The organism is Candidatus Zixiibacteriota bacterium (genome assembly GCA_040756055.1).
GTDB lineage: Bacteria > Zixibacteria > MSB-5A5 > GN15 > FEB-12.
Window position 1 is genome coordinate 707,556 of sequence record JBFLZR010000001.1, and the last position, 18,007, is coordinate 725,562.

Genomic DNA, 18,007 nt, shown 5'->3' on the forward strand with positions numbered 1-18,007 from the left:
TGCGAGCTATATCTTTGGCTTGTCCGCCGGACCGGGATTAGGTATATTGACTTACAATCTAATCCCACGCGAGAATATCATCTTTGTCGCAATAGAGAGAGGTATACTATGCTCGTAAAAGCACTATTGGAATCAAAGCCAAAAGAGGTTATCACCGCCACGCCAACAACCACGCTTGAAGAGGCTATGGACCTGCTCATCAAAAACAAAATCGGCTGCCTGCCGATCGTTGATGATGCCGGAAAACTCATCGGTATTGTCAGTGATAAGGATATCTTCGAAAAGATACACGAGACAAAAGGCCAATACCATGAGCTCAGGCTGGAACACCTGATGCAAACGGAGTTGATTGTCGGGCTGCTCGATGATGACCTCAGTTATATTGCCGGCATCATGGACAAAAACTGGATTCGCCACGTACCGATAGTCGATGGCGACCATGTGATCGGCATGGTCTCGCAGAGAGACATCCATAGAACCTTCGTGAGAAACAAAGAAGTTGAGAATCGCTATCTCATGGACATGCTCGAGAAGCGGGACAAGTCCGGCGATATCTAAACCGTGGGTTTTGCCCCAGCGACCAGTTCCTGACTCACGACACAAAAAAACCTGACAGCTCATAAAGAGCCGTCAGGCCGGTAAAACTGTTGGGATTTACTTAACGCTACCCCAACTATTATCTGTCGAGGCGGCGACTAAGTAGCAGTCACCTCACATTTGTTTATTTTCAAAGCCAGACCACCTCCTTTCCTGTGTAACTCCAATAACAACAGTCAAAAACAGCAAATCAACAAAAAACTACCCAAAAATCATCCCAATTGCCGGAGCAACCCTCCCGCCGGCAAACGATGACACTCCGTCAGCGGGTGAACCTCGTCTACTCGACGAGACTGTGTTCCACTTGCCTGATCTTTTGCTCGGCTTCCAGCCAGTCCTCAACGTCACGTCCCGGGGTATGCCCGCGTCGTTCATAGATCGAATACGCCAGTCTCTCGATAACGGAGCGATGATGCTCCGGCTGGGGTGTGCCGCTCAGGTCAATCTTCGCTACCGTACCGTCCTTCGCCTCAACCACCAGCTGGTGGTAACTTTCATCAGCGCCTTTCTCAACAACAATCTTGGCCGGCTGCTTAATGCTTACCGTCGGTTGATTAAGCCTCTCCGGATCCGCCTGAGCCATAAAGAGTTCGATACCTTCGATCACCCTGCCCTTCCGAGCAATGGCCACACCCATAAACGGGACATCCCTGTCCACCGGCGTGTTCTTACTACCTGGCCTTTTCACACTTACGGTCGCCTTTCGGTACTGGTTGGTAGCATTGAACTGCTTCAAAAATGTGACCCACTTGGTCCTTTTGACCTCTATAGTCATTCTATCCTCCTAAAAGCTATGATATCGATTGATGCCAACGCGAGTTGTCTTTAAATCCCTCTCCGTACCTAATTTATCGGCTTATATTAGGTCTATCTGAACACCGTGTTACGCCTCAGTTAGATATACGGCGCTCAATACCACGATTTTGAATAAAAATTGACCCCACCGACCCCACATTCCGCGTGCCCGGACCGTAATTTCTGACGGAACATATTTTCCTGAACTCCGGTTAAATGGATTAGATTAGGATATGTTTATTGAGGCGCGTGAGCGCGCGTGTGCCGGCTGATCGCCGCTCAAGTCAGCCCGGCTTCAGCTCGATAATAAAGTTTAAATTGTATCTTTTATTGGAGTGATCCAATGAGAAAACTCGTAATCGCACTTGCCGTAACACTGCTTGTGCCAACAGCCTTTGCTGCCAATGACGGCGATAAGGAAATCACGGCCAAAGCCCAATTTCTTGTTGAACTCGCTGACCATATCGAGTGGCAGGAGGATACCAATCAGGCCGCGAAAGACAACGTTACCATCTACGTCGTCGGCGAATCACCGGTTACTGAAGCTCTGCTTGAACAGGCCGCTGCCGCTTCTTCCGAATCCAGAGAGATTAAGGTTGAGGTCGTTTCGGTCAACGATGATTTCACCGGCTGTCAGATTCTGTACCTTGCCTCCGATGACCTCGGCGTTCTGGCCAAAGTCCTCAAGAAGGTCAATGGCACCAAAATTATCACCGTCGCCGATGCCAAAGATTTCGCCCGGTATGGCGCGATGATCAATTTCGTCGTCGAGGATGGTTCTAAAGTCGGCTATGTGATCAACAAACTCGTGGCCGAGACAATCGGCGTAAAACTCGATTCGAAACTTATGGATAAGGCCGTCCTGATCTGACGGCCTTTTCGGACAATTCTTTCTCTTTACCGCAGCCGCCTATACTTCAGGTTCTGGTATGCCAAGGGCAGCCCAGCCCTCCTTTGCCTGACCATAGATATTGGGTACGACCAGCCCCGCCTGCCTCATCAGCACCGTCATCTGACCCCGATGGTGAACCTCATGTAGTGTCACGATCAATAGCGTGAATCCCCGACGCCACTTCTCACCATACATTTCGTCCTCCTCGGCCAGTGTGCTGTCGGTCCAATTCTTTTTTACGTCCTGTAAAAGCGTCTGCGAAAACTTCCTGTACCCGTCGGCAATCTCTCGCGCTTTCCTGGGCATGGGAGCTCTCGGGTCGACCCCGCCAAAGTCAATTCCGGTGTGCCCCGTTATCTCCGGAATGGCGCACGCGATGTGCCAGGCCATCCTGCCCAGCGTCCGGTGGTCGTCAGCAACGGCCTGCCCCAACGACTCATCCGTCAAAGCGTCCATCACCGCCTGAGTGGTACTGCTCTCGTACTGCCACCTCTTCTCAAACTCTTCGATTGTCGTGAACATCTGTAAACCCCTTTAAAACGCCCATTTCCTCGGGCGATTATCAAGTATACCCTCTATCTCGCGCAGCGTATCATCGGACAATTTCACCTGCGATGCCGTCGCATTGTTTTCCACCTGCTCCGGGCTGGTAGCTCCCGTTATGGCACAACTTATTTCGTCTCGCCTCAGAACCCAGGCCAGGGCAAGCTGGGCAAGGGACACGCCCACGGATTTGGCCACCTCGGTCAGCTTTCTTGCCTTCGCAACATTCTCCTGCGTCAGGTCACCCTTGAGCCAGTCAGTTGTTCCACCCCGGCTGTCCTGCGGAATACCGTCATTGTACTTGCCGGTCAGAAACCCTTGCGCCAGCGGCGACCAGACCGTAAGTCCCATCCCATTACGGGCACAGGTGGGCATTACGTCCAATTCAATATGCCGGTCCAGCATATTGTAGCGCGGCTGCTCAACAACGGGAGCATAAGCCCGCCAGTCACGGGCAATTCCGACAGCCCGTTCAATGTGTTCGGCCTGCCACACCGATGTTCCCCAGTAGAGAATTTTGCCCTGACGAACCAGATCGCTCATAGCCATGACCACTTCATCAATTTCGGTTTCCGGGTCATACCGGTGACAGAAATAAATATCGAGATAATCTATCCCCAGTCGCGACAACGATTTATCCACCGATTCCATGATGTGCTTGCGGCTCAACCCCCGGTCATTGATGTTGTCCGACATGGGCCAGAATACCTTGCTCGAAATGACCAGGTCGCTGCGCTTCATTCCTTTGATCGCCTTGCCCACGGCCTCTTCGGCCTTGCCCTTAGTGTAGATATCAGCCAGATCGATAAAATTAATACCCAGGTCAACAGCTGTCTTGATAATGTTTTCGGTTTGCCTGGCAGCCACCGGACCGCCATAGGTCAGCCACGCGCCGATGGCGATTTCAGAGATTTTCAAGCCGGATTTACCTACTTTGCGATAATTCATCGGGAATTTCCTTTTTCACACATGATCGATTTCTGTCATTTTAAGAAAAACAGCCGGCCAACGCAACAGGTTCGGTCAATCCAGTCCGTATTTAACGCAAGAACGGTTCATGCGTCAGGGCCCTGACATGTGAGGCAAACACTTGAATACACCCGCCAATTGCTTATATTCAAACTTCGAAAGAGATAACCCTGACCGGACCAATATTTGAAAAGCGAACAAACCAACAGCCATCCACCGTCGCGCGAAGATGTCCACAAGATGTTCGACAGAATCGCTCCCCGCTATGACCTGCTAAATCGTCTGCTGTCCTTCGGCCGCGATGTCTCCTGGCGTAAAAAAGTAGCACACTACCTGCCGCACAAAGATCAGTTGGCGCTCCTTGATGTAGCCACGGGCACCGGAGACCTCCTCGTCTCGCTTTATAGCCGGAGCGGCAGGGTGGCCACCGGCGTGGGCATGGACCTGGCCGTCAAAATGCTCAGTATCGCGCAGAAGAAAATAGCCGCCAAAAACCTCGGCAAAATCCTTTCGGTAACGATTGGCGATGCCCGGACAATTCCCTTTGGTGATGGAACTTTCGATGCTGTCACGATAGCGTTCGGGATTCGCAATGTTGATCCGGTTGAAAAGGCTCTGGCGGAGATGTATCGTGTTCTTAGCCCGGGGGGAAAGGCGCTTATACTTGAGTTCTCACTGCCGGAAAACATTCTCATGCGAAAACTCTATCTGCTGTATTTCAGATATATACTGCCCATCATAGGCGCGTTCATCTCCGGCGATAGCTATGCCTATCGCTATCTGAACCGCACCGTGGAAACATTCCCCTACGGCGATGATTTCTGCTCGCTTATGAAACAGGCGGGTTTCGAGAATGTCATCGGTCATCGGCTCACTTTCGGAGTCGCGACCATCTACGAAGGTGCTCATGTTTAGCTTGAAAAAAATCTGGCGACGAAGCAAAGCCGCTGTTGCTGAGAAGCAGTTGAGCACGTCCGAAGTCGCTCATGAACAGGTTACCCATAAACTGCGGGGCGAAGTCAAAAGGATCCTTCAATCCGCGGCCATCGGCGGCGAAGCCGGCGTCAGCCTGATCAAGAGTCTGGCTGTGCCGGTCGAAGACTGTTCTCCGCTCGAGTGGCTGCGCTCGCAGAAGACCGACCTGAAAGTATACTGGTCGGATAGATCGGGACTCTTCCAATCGGCCGGGATCGATGCCGCCGATATCATCGATCAGACCTCCTTTGCCCACCGCGACGATGCCTTAAGGAAAATTAAGGACAACCTCAGCGTTTCCAACGAAGGTGTGCGTTATTATGGCGGCATGAGGTTCGATAATACCGCCCCGGTCGATAATGACTGGAAACCGTTCGGCAAGTATTTTTTCTTTGTCCCGCGTTTCGAAATGTACCGCACCTCCGGTCAGACCTGGCTGGTCTGCAACCTCTTCCTTCAAAAAGACAAAAGCGACCCGGAGAGTGTCCTGCGCGAATTCAACAATCTGTCTTTTATTCGGCCGTCAAACGTGCCCGATCTCCCGCCGGTGACTTCGAGGACGGATCTTCCGGATGAGGCCCGATGGAACGATATTGTCCAGGCCGCCCTTAACAGCCTCGACCGCCACCAGTATCAAAAGATTGTGCTTGCCCGAAAAGCCATGCTGGAATTTGAAGGCGACCTCGAACCGCTGCAGCTTATGCAAAAACTTCAGCAGGAAATATCGAACTCCTATCACTTCTATTTTCAACTAAACCCGTACACAGCCTTTCTGGGCGCTACTCCCGAACGACTCTACCACCGCAGCGGCAAACGGATCAAGTGCGATGCTGTCGCCGGAACAAGGCCGCGGGGCGCGAACGATTCAGAAGACCGAAAGCTGGGCGAGGAGCTTCTAAATAGCGCCAAGGACAGAAGGGAACACCGCTTCGTAATCGATAGCATCACGGATGCCCTGGGTGATATGTGCGACCAATCCGTTCATGCGCCCACCGACTCGCCGACTCTGCTCAAACTGCCGCGACTTCAACATCTGCACACGCGGCTAGAAGGCACACTGTCCGGTGAACCTGACGACAGTCGAATAATCGATGTTTTGCATCCGACTGCGGCGGTTGGTGGGTATCCCCGCGAGGGAATGCTCGATGAAATCCAAAGGTTGGAGCGGTTCGACAGGGGATGGTATGCCGCGCCGATCGGATGGATAAACAAAAACACCGCCGAATTCGCCGTCGCCATTCGCTCCGCCCTCTCACTGAAAAATCACTTGTGCCTGTACGCCGGCGCGGGAATATTGGATGGATCCATCGCCTCCAACGAATGGCGGGAAACCGAAGACAAAATGAGCAACTTCCTCAGACTGGTGGGGCAATGATAAACCGCGAGGCTTCGGGTATAAACGAACTCTGGGCCAACTTGATTGTCGAAGAGCTCCACAGACACTCGATAGACCGGTTCGTATTGTCGCCCGGCTCACGATGTACCCCTCTCACGGCGGCGATAGCGCGTCGCGGCGATGCCTGCGCCGTTACTCACTTCGACGAGCGCGGCGCCGCCTTTTTTGCCCTGGGCCTCGCACGCGCTACCGGCAAACCTGCTGCCCTGATCTGCACCTCCGGAACCGCTGCGGCCAATTACTATCCGGCTGTGGTCGAAGCCGCGATGGATATGGTGCCGATGGTTATCCTAACCGCTGACCGCCCACCGGAGCTTCGCGGCACCGGCGCCAATCAGACCATCGACCAGATCGACCTCTACGGCAAATATGTTCGTTTTCACCACGATCTCCCGTGCCCGGACCTGAAAGAATCTCCCGCCCGCCTGCTGGAAATCATAGACACTGCCATCGAAAAAACATTGCACTCTCCTCGAGGCCCCGTACACCTCAACTGCCCGTACCGTGAACCGCTCGCGCCAACAGGCAAACCGAAAGATTTCACTGACCATCTGTCCGGTCTCGAAAGCTGGATAAACAGCGGCTCACCTTTTACCGCTCCCCAGCCTTCGATAGCTGCTTCGTCCGAGTATGACCTTCAGCAAATCCTGTCTCTCATCGAAGACAGCGAGACTGGTTTGATTCTTGCTGGAAAACTGGTCTCCGATGCTGAGCGCCGAAGCACCCTTGAACTCTCAGACAAACTCGGCTGGCCGATTTTTGCCGACCCGCGCTCAGGCCTCAGACTCGGCTCTAACCACGACAACCTGATCGCATACTTCGATCAGCTACTACTCGATAATGCATTCATCTCTATGAATACGGAGGTAATTCTGCACTTCGGCGGCGTGATGACTTCCAAGAGGCTTAACCAATACCTGAGTGACCGTGGGCCACGCAATTATATCCACATCGCCGATCATCCCTTCCGCCATGACCCCAACCATGTTGTCACCCACCGCATACAGGCCGATATCAACGCCGCATGCTCAGGTCTGGCCTCGACGCTCAAACCGAAAACAGCCGGTGACCTTGCCAGACAACTGCGCAAAGCAAATGCTCTTGTCCACACGACTATCGACAAAATCGTTACCAATGATTCCAATCTCACTGAGTTCGCGGTTGCAAGACTCATATCTCAAAATATTGCACCCGATTCAGCCCTATTTCTGGGCAGCAGTATGCCGATCCGTGATATGGAGATGTATGGCGACCCGCACGGACACCCGGTGTATGTGATCGCCAATAGAGGCGCGAGCGGAATCGATGGCGGCATAGCTACTATAGCTGGCTGTGTGACCGGCATGGAGAGACCCGGCACCATCATCATCGGCGATCTTGCCTTCCTTCACGACCTCAACTCACTCGCTCTCGTTAAGCAATCAAAACAGCCACTAACGATAGTCGTGCTCAACAACAATGGCGGCGGTATCTTCTCATTTTTGCCCGTTCGCGAGTGCGGCGACATCTTCGAGAAATACTTCGCCACCCCGCACGGATTCAGTTTCAAAGCCGCCGCAAACATGTTCGATCTCGACCACCATCAGCCATTGACGCCGAAAGAATTCAACGAAACCTACGTTGCCGCTCAAAGAGGCGCCGGCAGCATCATCGAAATAAAGACCGACCGTGAACAAAATTATCAGGCGCACACGAAGCTTCAGAACGAAATAAGAAATGCGCTCGGAGGGCAATAGCCCATGTCAGGTCAGTCGATTCAATGGAACTTCCAATCCTCCGGCGACTCATCCAAACACGCGCTGCTGTTTCTTCACGGTTTCATGGGTTCATCGCTGGACTGGCAGGACATCGCGGACTGCTTCGCCGAGAAATACGGGATAATCGCGTTGGACCTTCCCGGTCACGGTCAGACAGTCGCGACCACCGATGATGACTACACCATGCCTCGATGCGCTTCAGGGATAGTCGATCTTTTGCACGATTTGAATATCACCCGGACGCATCTTATTGGTTATTCTATGGGAGGACGGCTGGCGCTCTATCTCGCGACTCACTATCCTAAACTTGTTGATAAAGTGATCGTTGAATCGGCCTCGCCCGGCCTGAAGACACAGCAGGAACGCTCCGCGCGCGTTGAGCACGACCTTCAGATCGCCAGAGATATTACGACTTTGCCAATGGCGGAGTTCCTGGCCCGGTGGTACGATCAGCCTCTGTTCGCCACCGTCGATAAAAACGGCCCCCCGTTTCAAAGCCTGATGCGGCGCTGCCTGCTCAACGACTCCGCCCTTCTGGCAAAATCGCTACGCCATATGGGAACGGGAGCGCAACCGTCTCTCTGGTCGGATCTGCCAAAAATCAGATCTCAGTTGCTCTTGATAGTCGGCGGGCAAGATGCTAAATTCAAAAGTATAGCGGAAGAAATCGCTGAAATTCGCCCGGCCACAAAGATTGTCGTAATACCCGATGCCGGGCACAACGTGCACATGGAGAACCCATTAGAGTATATCAAACAGGTGAGCCTGTTTTTGAAATCATAAAGGAAGGAACTTTATGTCGAAGATACAATGGAAAGACTGCGGCAAATATACCGACATCCGCTACCACAAGAGTGATGGTATTGCCAAGATAACGATCAATCGCCCCGAGCGACGCAATGCCTTCCGTCCCCTTACTGTCAACGAAATGATTCGTGCTCTCGCCGATGCGCGCGCCGATCAGACCATCGGCGTGATCATCCTCACGGGCGAAGGGGACAAGGCGTTCTGTTCCGGAGGCGATCAGAAAATCCGCGGCGAGGCCGGCTATAAGGACGAGGCTGGTGGTGAACACCTCAACGTCCTCGATTTCCAGCGCCAGATTCGCACCTGCCCCAAACCCGTCATAGCCATGGTAGCCGGTTACGCCATAGGCGGGGGACACGTGCTGCACCTGATGTGCGACCTCACGATTGCCGCCGATAACGCCATCTTCGGTCAGACCGGCCCTAAAGTCGGATCTTTCGACGGCGGCTATGGATCAAGTTATATGGCGCGAATTGTCGGTCAGAAAAAAGCCCGCGAAATTTGGTTCCTCTGTCGCCAGTACAACGCCGAGCAGGCGCTGGAAATGGGTCTGGTGAACACCGTCGTGCCGCTTAACAGACTCGAGGAAGAAACAGTGCAGTGGTGCCGCGAAATCCTCGCCAACTCTCCCATAGCTATCCGGTGTCTGAAAGCGGCTATGAACGCCGATTGCGATGGTCAGGCGGGATTGCAGGAACTGGCGGGTAACGCTACCATGCTGTTTTATATGACCGAGGAAGGACAGGAAGGTCGTAACGCCTTCGTCGAAAAACGCAAACCGGACTATTCAAAATTTCCGAAACGACCCTGACGGATTTTTAATAGCGCACGATACCATGCCAGAATCGAAAACCAAAGTCTGGATACTCGCCGCTCGGCCCAAGACCCTCTGGGCGGCCATCTCGCCCGTTATTATTGGCACCGCTATGGCATACGAGGCCGGTCAGGTCCACTGGTTATCCGCCGCTGCCGCCTTTTTTGGCGCGGTTCTTATACAGATAGGTACCAATTTCGCTAACGACTACTTTGACCACAAAAAGGGAACTGACCGCGAAGACCGTCTGGGACCAACTCGCGTCACGCAGGCAGGCATGGTCACCCCATCACAGATGAAGGCCGCGACCATTACCGTATTCTCTCTCGCTTTGCTGACAGGCGTATATCTCGTTTGGCGGGGAGGCATCCCGATTGTAGTTATCGGACTGCTGTCGATTCTGTTCGGCGTTCTCTATACCGCGGGTAAATATCCCCTCGGCTACATCGGCCTCGGTGACATCTTCGTGCTGATATTCTTCGGACCCGTTGCTGTCGGCGGTACCTACTACGTTCAAACGCTGACCATCAACTGGCCCGTAATAATCGCCGGTCTTGCCCCGGGGCTTTTCTCGGTCGCTATCCTTACCGTCAACAACCTGCGCGATCTTGACAGCGACACTACCTCCGGCAAAAAGACACTCGCCGTGCGTTTCGGACGACGTTTCACGCAGCTTGAATACCTCCTCACAATCGTTATCGCCTGCCTGCTGCCCGCGGTAGTATATCTGGCAGTTGGTGTGAAAATTTACAGCATCATGACCCTGCTCGTCCTGCTTGCCGCAATACCATCTTTCAAAACCGTCTTCAGCGCGCAGGGTAGAATTCTCAACGATGTTCTCGCTTCCACCGGTAAACTGCTGCTTCTATACAGCGCGATCTTTTCAATAGGATGGAACCTGTGAAAGTCACGGAATTTCAAATCCACAGCTTTGAACTTCCGCTGAGAAAACCGCTCAAACTCAAAGAGTCGCACTATCAATCTCGCAAGGGACTTCTCATCTCGCTCACCGACGAAAGAAACAATCGCTCGTACGGCGAAGTATCTCCTCTGGCCGGTTTCAGTAGAGAGACTCTGCCTGAAGCCCTCAAAAGCACTTTGGCTCTCCGTCGCAGTACGCTCAACAACGAAGTCCCCGCTAATCTTCATCGACTCGATGGTGGCTTTGAGCAATGGCTGACTCCGTTTAGCTCCATTCCATCAGTGCGCTTCGGCGTTGAAACCGCCGTGCTCAGACTCATTGCCTTGCGTGAAAAAACGTCCCTGGCTCATCTGCTCAACCACGAGCCACTCGAGTCCGTAACCGTAAATGCCCTGCTGGCCGGAAGTACTCAAGATGTTCTTGAAAAAGCGAGGCTTCTGATAGACGACGGTTTCACGACTTTCAAACTCAAAGTGGGTGATATGTCCGTCAAACAGGCGCTCGAATTGACTGAAGCGGTTCGCGCGAAAATCGGAAACGCTGCCTTCTTGCGTCTGGACGCGAACCGTTCATGGGGGATTGCCGAAGCCTTGGAGTTCATGAAAAGGGCGGGGGGACTCGCCGTCGAGTTCATCGAAGAACCCGTACACAACTTGAATCAACTTCGCAAACTGCTTCAGGAAAAAGGTTGCACCATGCCGGTTGCCCTCGATGAAAGCCTTCTGGAAATACGTCCCCGCGATCTTGACCCGTCCTACGGAATCAAAGCCATCGTCATCAAGCCGGGTCTGCTCGGGTTTGAGAGGGCTATGCTCTTCACCCGGAGCGCTGTTAACGCGGCAATGGATGTAATCATCAGCGCCTCCTTCGAATCATCTGTCGGTCTCAGCGCAATGGTTTCTCTTTCCGCCTCTGTTGCGAAACCGAATGTCGCTATGGGATTTGACACCTTAGAATGGTTTGACAGAGACCTGAGCGCAAAACCAATACGAATAACGAAGGGTAAAATAGATTTATCAACGTCCGATCAAGCAGCGCGGGAAATACAAGCCGATTTACTCGAGGAGGTCAAGAATGACCCGGTATGATATATCCGGGAATGGTACCCCAGCGCGTGTGGATAACACCCCGGCTCTGATTAGCGCTGGCATCACTTTCACCTATCGGCAATATCACCAATCAGTGGCGCAGGCCGCCGCGTGGTTTCGAGGTCAGGGGGTAAAGAAAGGCGATCGGGTTGGCATCATCGGCGATAACTCCATCGAATATATTCTGTCAACCATGGCGCTCATCTGCATCGGCGCGGTTGCCTGTCCAATCAGCACCCGCTTTCACGAAACAACCGTATCCGGCATTCTCGATAGAATCGGCTGCCGTACGGTCGTCGTGTTTCCGCCCTGTACCACAGGCTCATCTTCGGCCAAAGAGCTGGTACTTCCGGACCTCGGTGCGGAACCGACAGTGCGGGCAGGTATATCCGAGGCGGATCCACGGCAGGAAGCTACCATCGTATTCACATCTGGCACCGGCGCGCTTCCAAAGGCCGTTCTGCACACTTACGGAAGTCACTACTACAGCGCCCTCGGCTCAAATAAAAACATAGTCGTTGGCACTGCGGATCGGTGGCTGCTGTCTCTACCGCTCTATCACGTAGGCGGCCTCGGCATCCTCTTCCGATGTCTGATATCCGGTGCCGCTGTTGTCGTGCCCGAGCCCCGCGAACCACTCGAGCAGTCAATGGAAAGACACCAGGTCACGCACCTGTCTGTTGTACCGACCCAGCTAAAGCGTCTCATATCCAATTCGTCGTCCATCAATCTTGCCCGCAATCTCAAGGCGGTCCTCGTTGGTGGCAGCTCCGTTGATGAAAACCTCGTCAGAATTTCTCACCACGAGAACATCAAGATATTTACCAGCTATGGCCTGACAGAAATGGCCTCGCAGGTCACTACCTCCGCCAGCGGCGACCCACTGCCAAGATTACTCACTTCGGGTAAACTTCTTCCGCACCGGGAACTAATGATCTCCGATAAAGGGGAGATACTCGTGAGAGGGGAGACCCGCTTCGAAGGCTATGTCACCCTCGGAGGACTGGAACGACCGTTCAATCGCGACGGATGGTTTGCCACCGGCGATTTAGGTCATATCGATAACGATGGATACCTCAAAGTCACCGGCCGAAAAGACAATATGTTCGTGTCGGGAGGCGAGAACATACATCCCGAACAGATCGAAAAGGCCATCATGGGATTGCCGGGCATCGAAGAAGCTATCGTGGTTGGTGTCGATGATGATCAGTTCGGAAAACGCCCCGTAGCGTTCGTCAAGACCGCCAAACAGCGCCCCCTTGACAGCGAAAAGATAGTCGCGTCACTCTCGGCCACATTGCCCCGATTTAAAATTCCCATCCACTTTTTCGAGTGGCCGCAGGACGATGGCGAAATATCGATCAAACCCTCCAGGCACAAACTGGCGCAGATAGCGGCTCGTCGAATATCCGGCGATCAGGTTTGATCGGCGAGCTTGATTCTCAACTCTTCCGGCAAAGACACGGTTTTTTGCGACCCCTTGTGCAGAGCCACATGTACCGTCCGAAGCGTAGCGCATACCTGCCCGTCTTTTCTGACAAAATTGTATGCGAGCGTGAATGACTTGTCCCCGAGCTTTTCGACCCTTATATCAACCGAATACTCGTCGTCCAGGCACAGACTCTGCCTGTAATCTGCTTCGGAATGCGCAATCAAAAGCAAAATTTCCGATTCATCGATTATATACTTCAGGCCATACCCCAACGCGCCCATTAACGCTTCATATGCCTCGTGTGCCAGCCTGAAGTAGTTGCCGTAAAACAATATCCCCGCCGCATCCGTATCGGGAAGACGTACGATGAAATCACACTTGTACATTTTTTTGCCGCCGTATGTTAAATTTGCACTTAAAAATCGGGAATCTTTGTATTATCTTACCCGTCTTATAAGAAAGCCTATAAGCTGATTATGTTAAACCCAAAGTTAAAGCAGGAGCTACAATGAAGCAAAGGCATTTTTTCACCTCTGCTATGGCAATTCTAAGCCTCGTCGTCCTTTCTCTGGCGATGGCCCCGGCAACTGTGGCTGACACCAATGCCATTCCACAACGCTCGGACATCGATGACAAATACAAATGGAATGTCGAACACATCTATCCCGACCTCGAAACATGGGAGAGCGACTACAATGTCGTGAAAGAAAACCTGGCCCGCTTTGACCAGTACCGCGGTCATCTCGGCGATTCCCCGGCCAAACTGCTTGAGTGCCTCAAACTCTCCGACAGTCTCGGCCTGATAGTTGACAACCTGTATGTTTACGCCAATCTGAAACTCGACGAAGACAATCGCGAAGGTAAATACCAGGAACTCGCCGGACGGATTTCCGCCCTGGCCGCCGAAGTCCGCGAAGCCAAAGCCTTTATTCAACCCGAAATCCTAACGCTGGGCAAAGACAGAATCCTTTCAATGCTCAACAGCGCCCCGGAACTCGATACCTACAGATTCTACATCGAGGATATGGTTCGCCAGAACGAGCACGTCCTTTCGGCGGAACAGGAGGCCCTGCTGGCCATGGTGGGTCCCGTGGCCGCCGCCCCGGGTAAAATATTCTCGCGCCTCGAAGATGCCGACATGACTTTCGGTCAGATGTATGACGAGGACAGCAATCTGGTTGAACTTACCCGCGGCAGAATCTATCGCTTCCTCGAATCCGATAACCGCCGCGTGCGCAAAGACGCCCGCATCGAACAGAATAAAGCTTACGTTAAGGTCCAAAACACTCTGGCCGCGACACTCGAATCATCCGTCCGAAAAGACTACTTCTACACTAAAGCCCGTAATTACAACACCTGTCTTGAATCGTCTCTGGATGCCAACAATATTCCCACATCCGTATTTCACGCCCTGATCGATGCTGTCAACGCGAACCTCGCGCCGCTTCACAAATGGACTGAAATCCGTAAAAGAGTCCTCGGTATCGACACTCTTTACTCCTGGGACCAGTATGTACCGCTCGTAACCGGATTCGATAAAGAATACTCATACGAAGAAGCCCAGAAAATGGTGGTCGAGGCCCTCGAACCAATGGGCGAGAAATACCTGGCCGACTTCACCAAAGGCTTCGAACCCGGTTCAGGCTGGATTGATGTTTACGAAACTCAAGGTAAAGGCTCTGGCGCCTACTCCTGGGGAACCTACAGCTCGCATCCGTATGTCCTGCTCAACCATTCCGGTTCGCTCGAGGACGTCTTCACGCTGGCTCACGAAATGGGCCACGCCATGCAAACCTACTACGTAAACCGGAATGAACCTTACATCTACGAAGGTTATTCGCTCTTCGTGGCCGAGGTTGCTTCCACATGTAACGAAGCTCTTATGATGAAATACATGCTGGAACACGCCGCTGACAAAAAAGAAAAGATGTATCTGCTCAATCATTATATCCAGCAGATTATCGGCACGTTCTTTACCCAGACCATGTTCTCCGAATTCGAACTGGCCATACACGAGAGAATTGAGAGCGGTGAAGCTGTCTCGGCCGAATGGTTCCGCCAAACCTATCGCGATATCTATCAGAAATATTACGGCCCCGCTCTTGTTATCGACGAGTACAATGATATCGGCGGCATGCGCATCAGCCACTTCTACCGCCAGTACTATGTGTATCAGTATGCTACCTCGTACGCTGCGGCTCAGATGATCTCGCAGAAAATACTCGAAGGCGACAAGGCCGCTATCGATAAATATATGACCTTCCTTGCCACTGGCGCCTCCAATTACCCGGTTGAGATTCTTCGCGCCGCCGGAGTCGATATGACTACCCCCGAACCGGTCAATGCTACCATCAAGCTCTTCAGCGAACTGGTGGACGAGTTCGAACGCCTCCTCAATGAAGGTTGATCGGGAATACTGATCTTCGAGAAGAAATCAAGCCGACGGCTTAAACCGTCGGCTTTTTTAATTCGGGGCCAATACTAACGATACCTATCATGTCTTCATTCGGTCGATAAATGAAACTCGATTTCAGTTGGTGCAGAAAAGAAGACGAATTTTTTGATTTTCGCCGCATACTCGCCAAAACTTAGGAACTCGGATTCTCGAAAATGGTTTAGAGAATTACAATTTGTAAGCTAAAACGAGAAGGAAGGAGAAACTTGTTATGATGATCTCAAAAAATATGGCCAAGGCCTTAAACGGACAGGTAAAAGAAGAATTCTTCGCCAGCTGGACCTACACCGCTATGGGATACGCTTTCGAATCCATGAATCTGAAGATATTCGCCAAGTGGTTTTTCAAGCAGGCCGGGGAAGAAAAAGAACATGCTGAGAAAATCGCTCAGTACCTCATTGACCAGGGAGCAGAGGTCAAGCTGACCGCTCTTGAAGCTCCCAAGACCGACTACAAATCCGCCGAAGAAATCGTGACGGCCGCTGTTCAGCACGAAATCAAAGTCACCAAAATGATCCACAAATTGGTTGACATGGCCCGCAAAGAGAACGACCACGCCACCGACAACTTCCTGCAGTGGTTTGTCGACGAGCAAGTGGAAGAAGTTGCCTCGACTCAGGAACTGCTGGATATGGTAAAGATGGCTTCCGGCCCGGGACAACTGTTTATGCTGGAAAACCGCCTCTACCACGAGGTTGAGAGTAAGTAATACATTGGTGTATTCAAAATAACGCAAAGCAAAACGGCCGCTGACCAGGCGGCCGTTTTTCTATAACCGTTACCCCAACCGGCTCTTAATACTTGACTTCTTGGTCCTTTTTGGTATATTAAGTTATAATTTTAGCAGCACGTTTTTCCTTGGGAAGTACACACCTGTTGAATTGAACATCGTTATGACCGCAACCTCACCTGAGCAAGGCAGCAACTATGAAACGACTTCTTTTGACCGTTCTGTCGCTCATGATCTCGCTTACGACCCCTTACGCCGGACAGACCGAACATTATTTCAGGTTCCAGATTAAGGACCGATGCGAGCTGGAGCAACTGACCCGTCTTATTTCCATTGACAATGTCAAAGGCGATACTGTATTCGCTTATGCCAGCGACCGCGAAATGGATAACTTCAAAAAACTCGATTACACCATTACGGCCCTGCCGCACCCCGGCACGCTGATAGTCCCCGAAATGTCCACCAATCCGGAAGACCTCGCGGGATGGAATACCTACCCGTCTTATGACACATACGTCGCCGTGATGAGACAATTCGAGATCAATTACCCCGAACTCTGCGTGATCGAAAGAGCCGGATACACGGTGATGGGACGAGAGCTGCTCTACGCAAGAATATCCGACAATGTTCACGAAAATGAAAATGAGCCCGAAGTCCAGTACTCAAGTTCCATACACGGTGACGAGACCACCGGCTATGTCCTGATGCTTCGACTTATTGACTCTCTGCTAACCAGCTACGGCACCGATCCGGCCATAACCCAATTGATTAATAATATGGAAATCTGGATTAACCCATTGGCTAATCCCGATGGCACCTACATGGGCGGCAATGCCTCGGTGAGCGGTGCTATTCGCTATAACGCCAATTATGTCGACTTGAACCGAAACCTCCCCGACCCGAGCCTCGGGCCTCATCCCGATTACCTCGTCTGGCAACCGGAGACAATCGACCTGATGAATTTCGTTGCGCCCCACAATTTCGTTCTCTCCGCGAACTTCCACGGCGGCGCCGAGGTAGTCAATTATCCCTGGGATACCTGGGAAAAACTTCACCCGGATGACACCTGGTTTCGGGATATTTCCCGCCTTTATGCCGATACTGCCCAGGAATACAGCGCTCCGGGATATATGAACGATTGCGAAGACGGTATCACCAACGGCTATGACTGGTATTGCATCTCCGGCGGACGCCAGGATTACATGACATACTTTCGCGGTTGCCGCGAAGTCACAATCGAACTATCGTTTACCAAGCTTCCCCAGGCAAGTACACTTCCCACTTACTGGGAATACAACAGAGTCTCGCTCTTCAATCACCTCCGCAATGCTCTGTACGGCATCCATGGTGTTGTGATTGATGCCTATACCGGTTTGCCGCTAAGCGCGACCATAACGGTGCTCACCCACGATGCCGATGGCTCTCAGGTGTTCACCGAGCCCGAAATAGGCGACTTCCATCGCCTCATCGCTCCGGGGAACTACGACCTCGAGATCACCGCCGAGAATTATGTTACTGACACGATCTTCGGCGTTACCGTGGTCGATCAACAGGCTACGACTGTCAATATCGAAATGGAACCGCTCTATGTCTGTGGAGATGTTAACGACGATGGCTCCCTTGATCCTCTGGATATCAACTATCTCGTGGCCTTCATATACAAAGGCGGGCCGGTCCCGCCAATTTGGCCGGCGGCTGATGTCGATGGTTCGGGAGAGATCGATCCTCTCGACCTGACCTATCTGATAGACTTCATATATAAAGGCGGGCCGCTGCCGATCTGCTGAAGTGACCGTATCTTCTTTGAGCAAATGCATACAGCATTTGCTCAAAGC

Annotated in this window: 17 protein-coding genes; 13 read left to right on the forward strand and 4 right to left on the reverse strand. The window is 52.3% G+C overall.

Features of this window, described 5'->3' with window-relative positions; all coding sequences use genetic code 11:
- Window positions 1-108: 108 nt before the first annotated feature.
- Window positions 109-558: a CBS domain-containing protein gene (locus AB1483_03135; GenBank protein ID MEW6411448.1), complete on the forward strand. Its 450-nt coding sequence runs from the start codon at window positions 109-111 to the stop codon at window positions 556-558.
- A 319-nt stretch (window positions 559-877) separates the two neighbouring features.
- Here the strand turns inward: AB1483_03135 and AB1483_03140 are convergent, their stop codons facing one another.
- Window positions 878-1,372 carry a DUF2934 domain-containing protein gene (locus AB1483_03140; protein ID MEW6411449.1) on the reverse strand — a complete coding sequence of 165 codons (495 nt, stop codon included), beginning with the start codon at window positions 1,370-1,372 and terminating at the stop codon, window positions 878-880.
- 363 nt (window positions 1,373-1,735) lie between these two features.
- On the opposite strand from AB1483_03140, the gene AB1483_03145 reads away from it, so the two are divergent.
- The gene (locus AB1483_03145; GenBank protein ID MEW6411450.1) at window positions 1,736-2,263 is read left to right on the forward strand and encodes a YfiR family protein; all 528 of its coding nucleotides are present in this window, start codon (window positions 1,736-1,738) and stop codon (window positions 2,261-2,263) included.
- Between the two features lie 39 nt (window positions 2,264-2,302).
- Here the strand turns inward: AB1483_03145 and AB1483_03150 are convergent, their stop codons facing one another.
- Together AB1483_03150 and AB1483_03155 are read right to left on the reverse strand one after the other, a co-directional pair.
- Window positions 2,303-2,806: a DinB family protein gene (locus tag AB1483_03150; protein MEW6411451.1), complete on the reverse strand. Its 504-nt coding sequence runs from the start codon at window positions 2,804-2,806 to the stop codon at window positions 2,303-2,305.
- A gap of 12 nt (window positions 2,807-2,818) precedes the next feature.
- Window positions 2,819-3,775, reverse strand: a complete 957-nt coding sequence (locus AB1483_03155) for an aldo/keto reductase family protein (GenBank protein ID MEW6411452.1) — start codon at window positions 3,773-3,775, stop codon at window positions 2,819-2,821.
- Window positions 3,776-3,982: 207 nt separating this feature from the next.
- Here AB1483_03155 and ubiE point away from each other — a divergent pair, with 207 nt between their 5' ends.
- The 8 genes from ubiE to menE are packed head-to-tail and all read left to right on the forward strand — an operon-like array spanning window position 3,983 to window position 12,981.
- The gene (ubiE, locus tag AB1483_03160) at window positions 3,983-4,711 is read left to right on the forward strand and encodes a bifunctional demethylmenaquinone methyltransferase/2-methoxy-6-polyprenyl-1,4-benzoquinol methylase UbiE (GenBank protein MEW6411453.1); all 729 of its coding nucleotides are present in this window, start codon (window positions 3,983-3,985) and stop codon (window positions 4,709-4,711) included.
- Window positions 4,704-6,146: an isochorismate synthase gene (locus AB1483_03165; GenBank protein ID MEW6411454.1), complete on the forward strand. Its 1,443-nt coding sequence runs from the start codon at window positions 4,704-4,706 to the stop codon at window positions 6,144-6,146. The genes ubiE and AB1483_03165 overlap by 8 nt, the downstream gene beginning before the upstream one ends.
- The gene (gene menD / locus AB1483_03170; GenBank protein MEW6411455.1) at window positions 6,143-7,903 is read left to right on the forward strand and encodes a 2-succinyl-5-enolpyruvyl-6-hydroxy-3-cyclohexene-1-carboxylic-acid synthase; all 1,761 of its coding nucleotides are present in this window, start codon (window positions 6,143-6,145) and stop codon (window positions 7,901-7,903) included. Before AB1483_03165 ends, menD begins: the two co-directional genes overlap by 4 nt.
- A gap of 3 nt (window positions 7,904-7,906) precedes the next feature.
- Window positions 7,907-8,707 (forward strand): 2-succinyl-6-hydroxy-2,4-cyclohexadiene-1-carboxylate synthase, encoded by an 801-nt coding sequence (gene menH / locus AB1483_03175; GenBank protein ID MEW6411456.1) that lies wholly within the window; start codon window positions 7,907-7,909, stop codon window positions 8,705-8,707.
- Between the two features lie 13 nt (window positions 8,708-8,720).
- Window positions 8,721-9,542, forward strand: coding sequence for a 1,4-dihydroxy-2-naphthoyl-CoA synthase (menB, locus tag AB1483_03180; GenBank protein MEW6411457.1), 822 nt, complete (start codon window positions 8,721-8,723; stop codon window positions 9,540-9,542).
- 25 nt (window positions 9,543-9,567) lie between these two features.
- Window positions 9,568-10,449 carry a 1,4-dihydroxy-2-naphthoate polyprenyltransferase gene (locus AB1483_03185; GenBank protein ID MEW6411458.1) on the forward strand — a complete coding sequence of 294 codons (882 nt, stop codon included), beginning with the start codon at window positions 9,568-9,570 and terminating at the stop codon, window positions 10,447-10,449.
- The gene (menC, locus tag AB1483_03190; protein ID MEW6411459.1) at window positions 10,446-11,555 is read left to right on the forward strand and encodes an o-succinylbenzoate synthase; all 1,110 of its coding nucleotides are present in this window, start codon (window positions 10,446-10,448) and stop codon (window positions 11,553-11,555) included. Before AB1483_03185 ends, menC begins: the two co-directional genes overlap by 4 nt.
- Window positions 11,542-12,981 (forward strand): o-succinylbenzoate--CoA ligase, encoded by a 1,440-nt coding sequence (gene menE / locus AB1483_03195; GenBank protein ID MEW6411460.1) that lies wholly within the window; start codon window positions 11,542-11,544, stop codon window positions 12,979-12,981. The genes menC and menE overlap by 14 nt, the downstream gene beginning before the upstream one ends.
- On the opposite strand, the gene AB1483_03200 is transcribed toward menE, so the two are convergent.
- On the reverse strand, window positions 12,972-13,373 hold the full coding sequence (locus AB1483_03200; GenBank protein ID MEW6411461.1) for a thioesterase family protein: 402 nt from the start codon (window positions 13,371-13,373) through the stop codon (window positions 12,972-12,974). The genes menE and AB1483_03200 overlap by 10 nt on opposite strands.
- A 122-nt stretch (window positions 13,374-13,495) precedes the next feature.
- Between AB1483_03200 and pepF the strand changes: the two genes are divergently transcribed.
- The 3 genes from pepF (at window position 13,496) to AB1483_03215 (ending at window position 17,959) form a co-directional block, all read left to right on the forward strand.
- Window positions 13,496-15,394: an oligoendopeptidase F gene (gene pepF / locus AB1483_03205; protein MEW6411462.1), complete on the forward strand. Its 1,899-nt coding sequence runs from the start codon at window positions 13,496-13,498 to the stop codon at window positions 15,392-15,394.
- 259 nt (window positions 15,395-15,653) lie between these two features.
- Window positions 15,654-16,151, forward strand: a complete 498-nt coding sequence (locus AB1483_03210) for a ferritin (protein MEW6411463.1) — start codon at window positions 15,654-15,656, stop codon at window positions 16,149-16,151.
- A gap of 218 nt (window positions 16,152-16,369) precedes the next feature.
- The gene (locus tag AB1483_03215) at window positions 16,370-17,959 is read left to right on the forward strand and encodes a M14 family zinc carboxypeptidase (protein MEW6411464.1); all 1,590 of its coding nucleotides are present in this window, start codon (window positions 16,370-16,372) and stop codon (window positions 17,957-17,959) included.
- The last annotated feature ends 48 nt before the right edge of the window (window positions 17,960-18,007 follow it).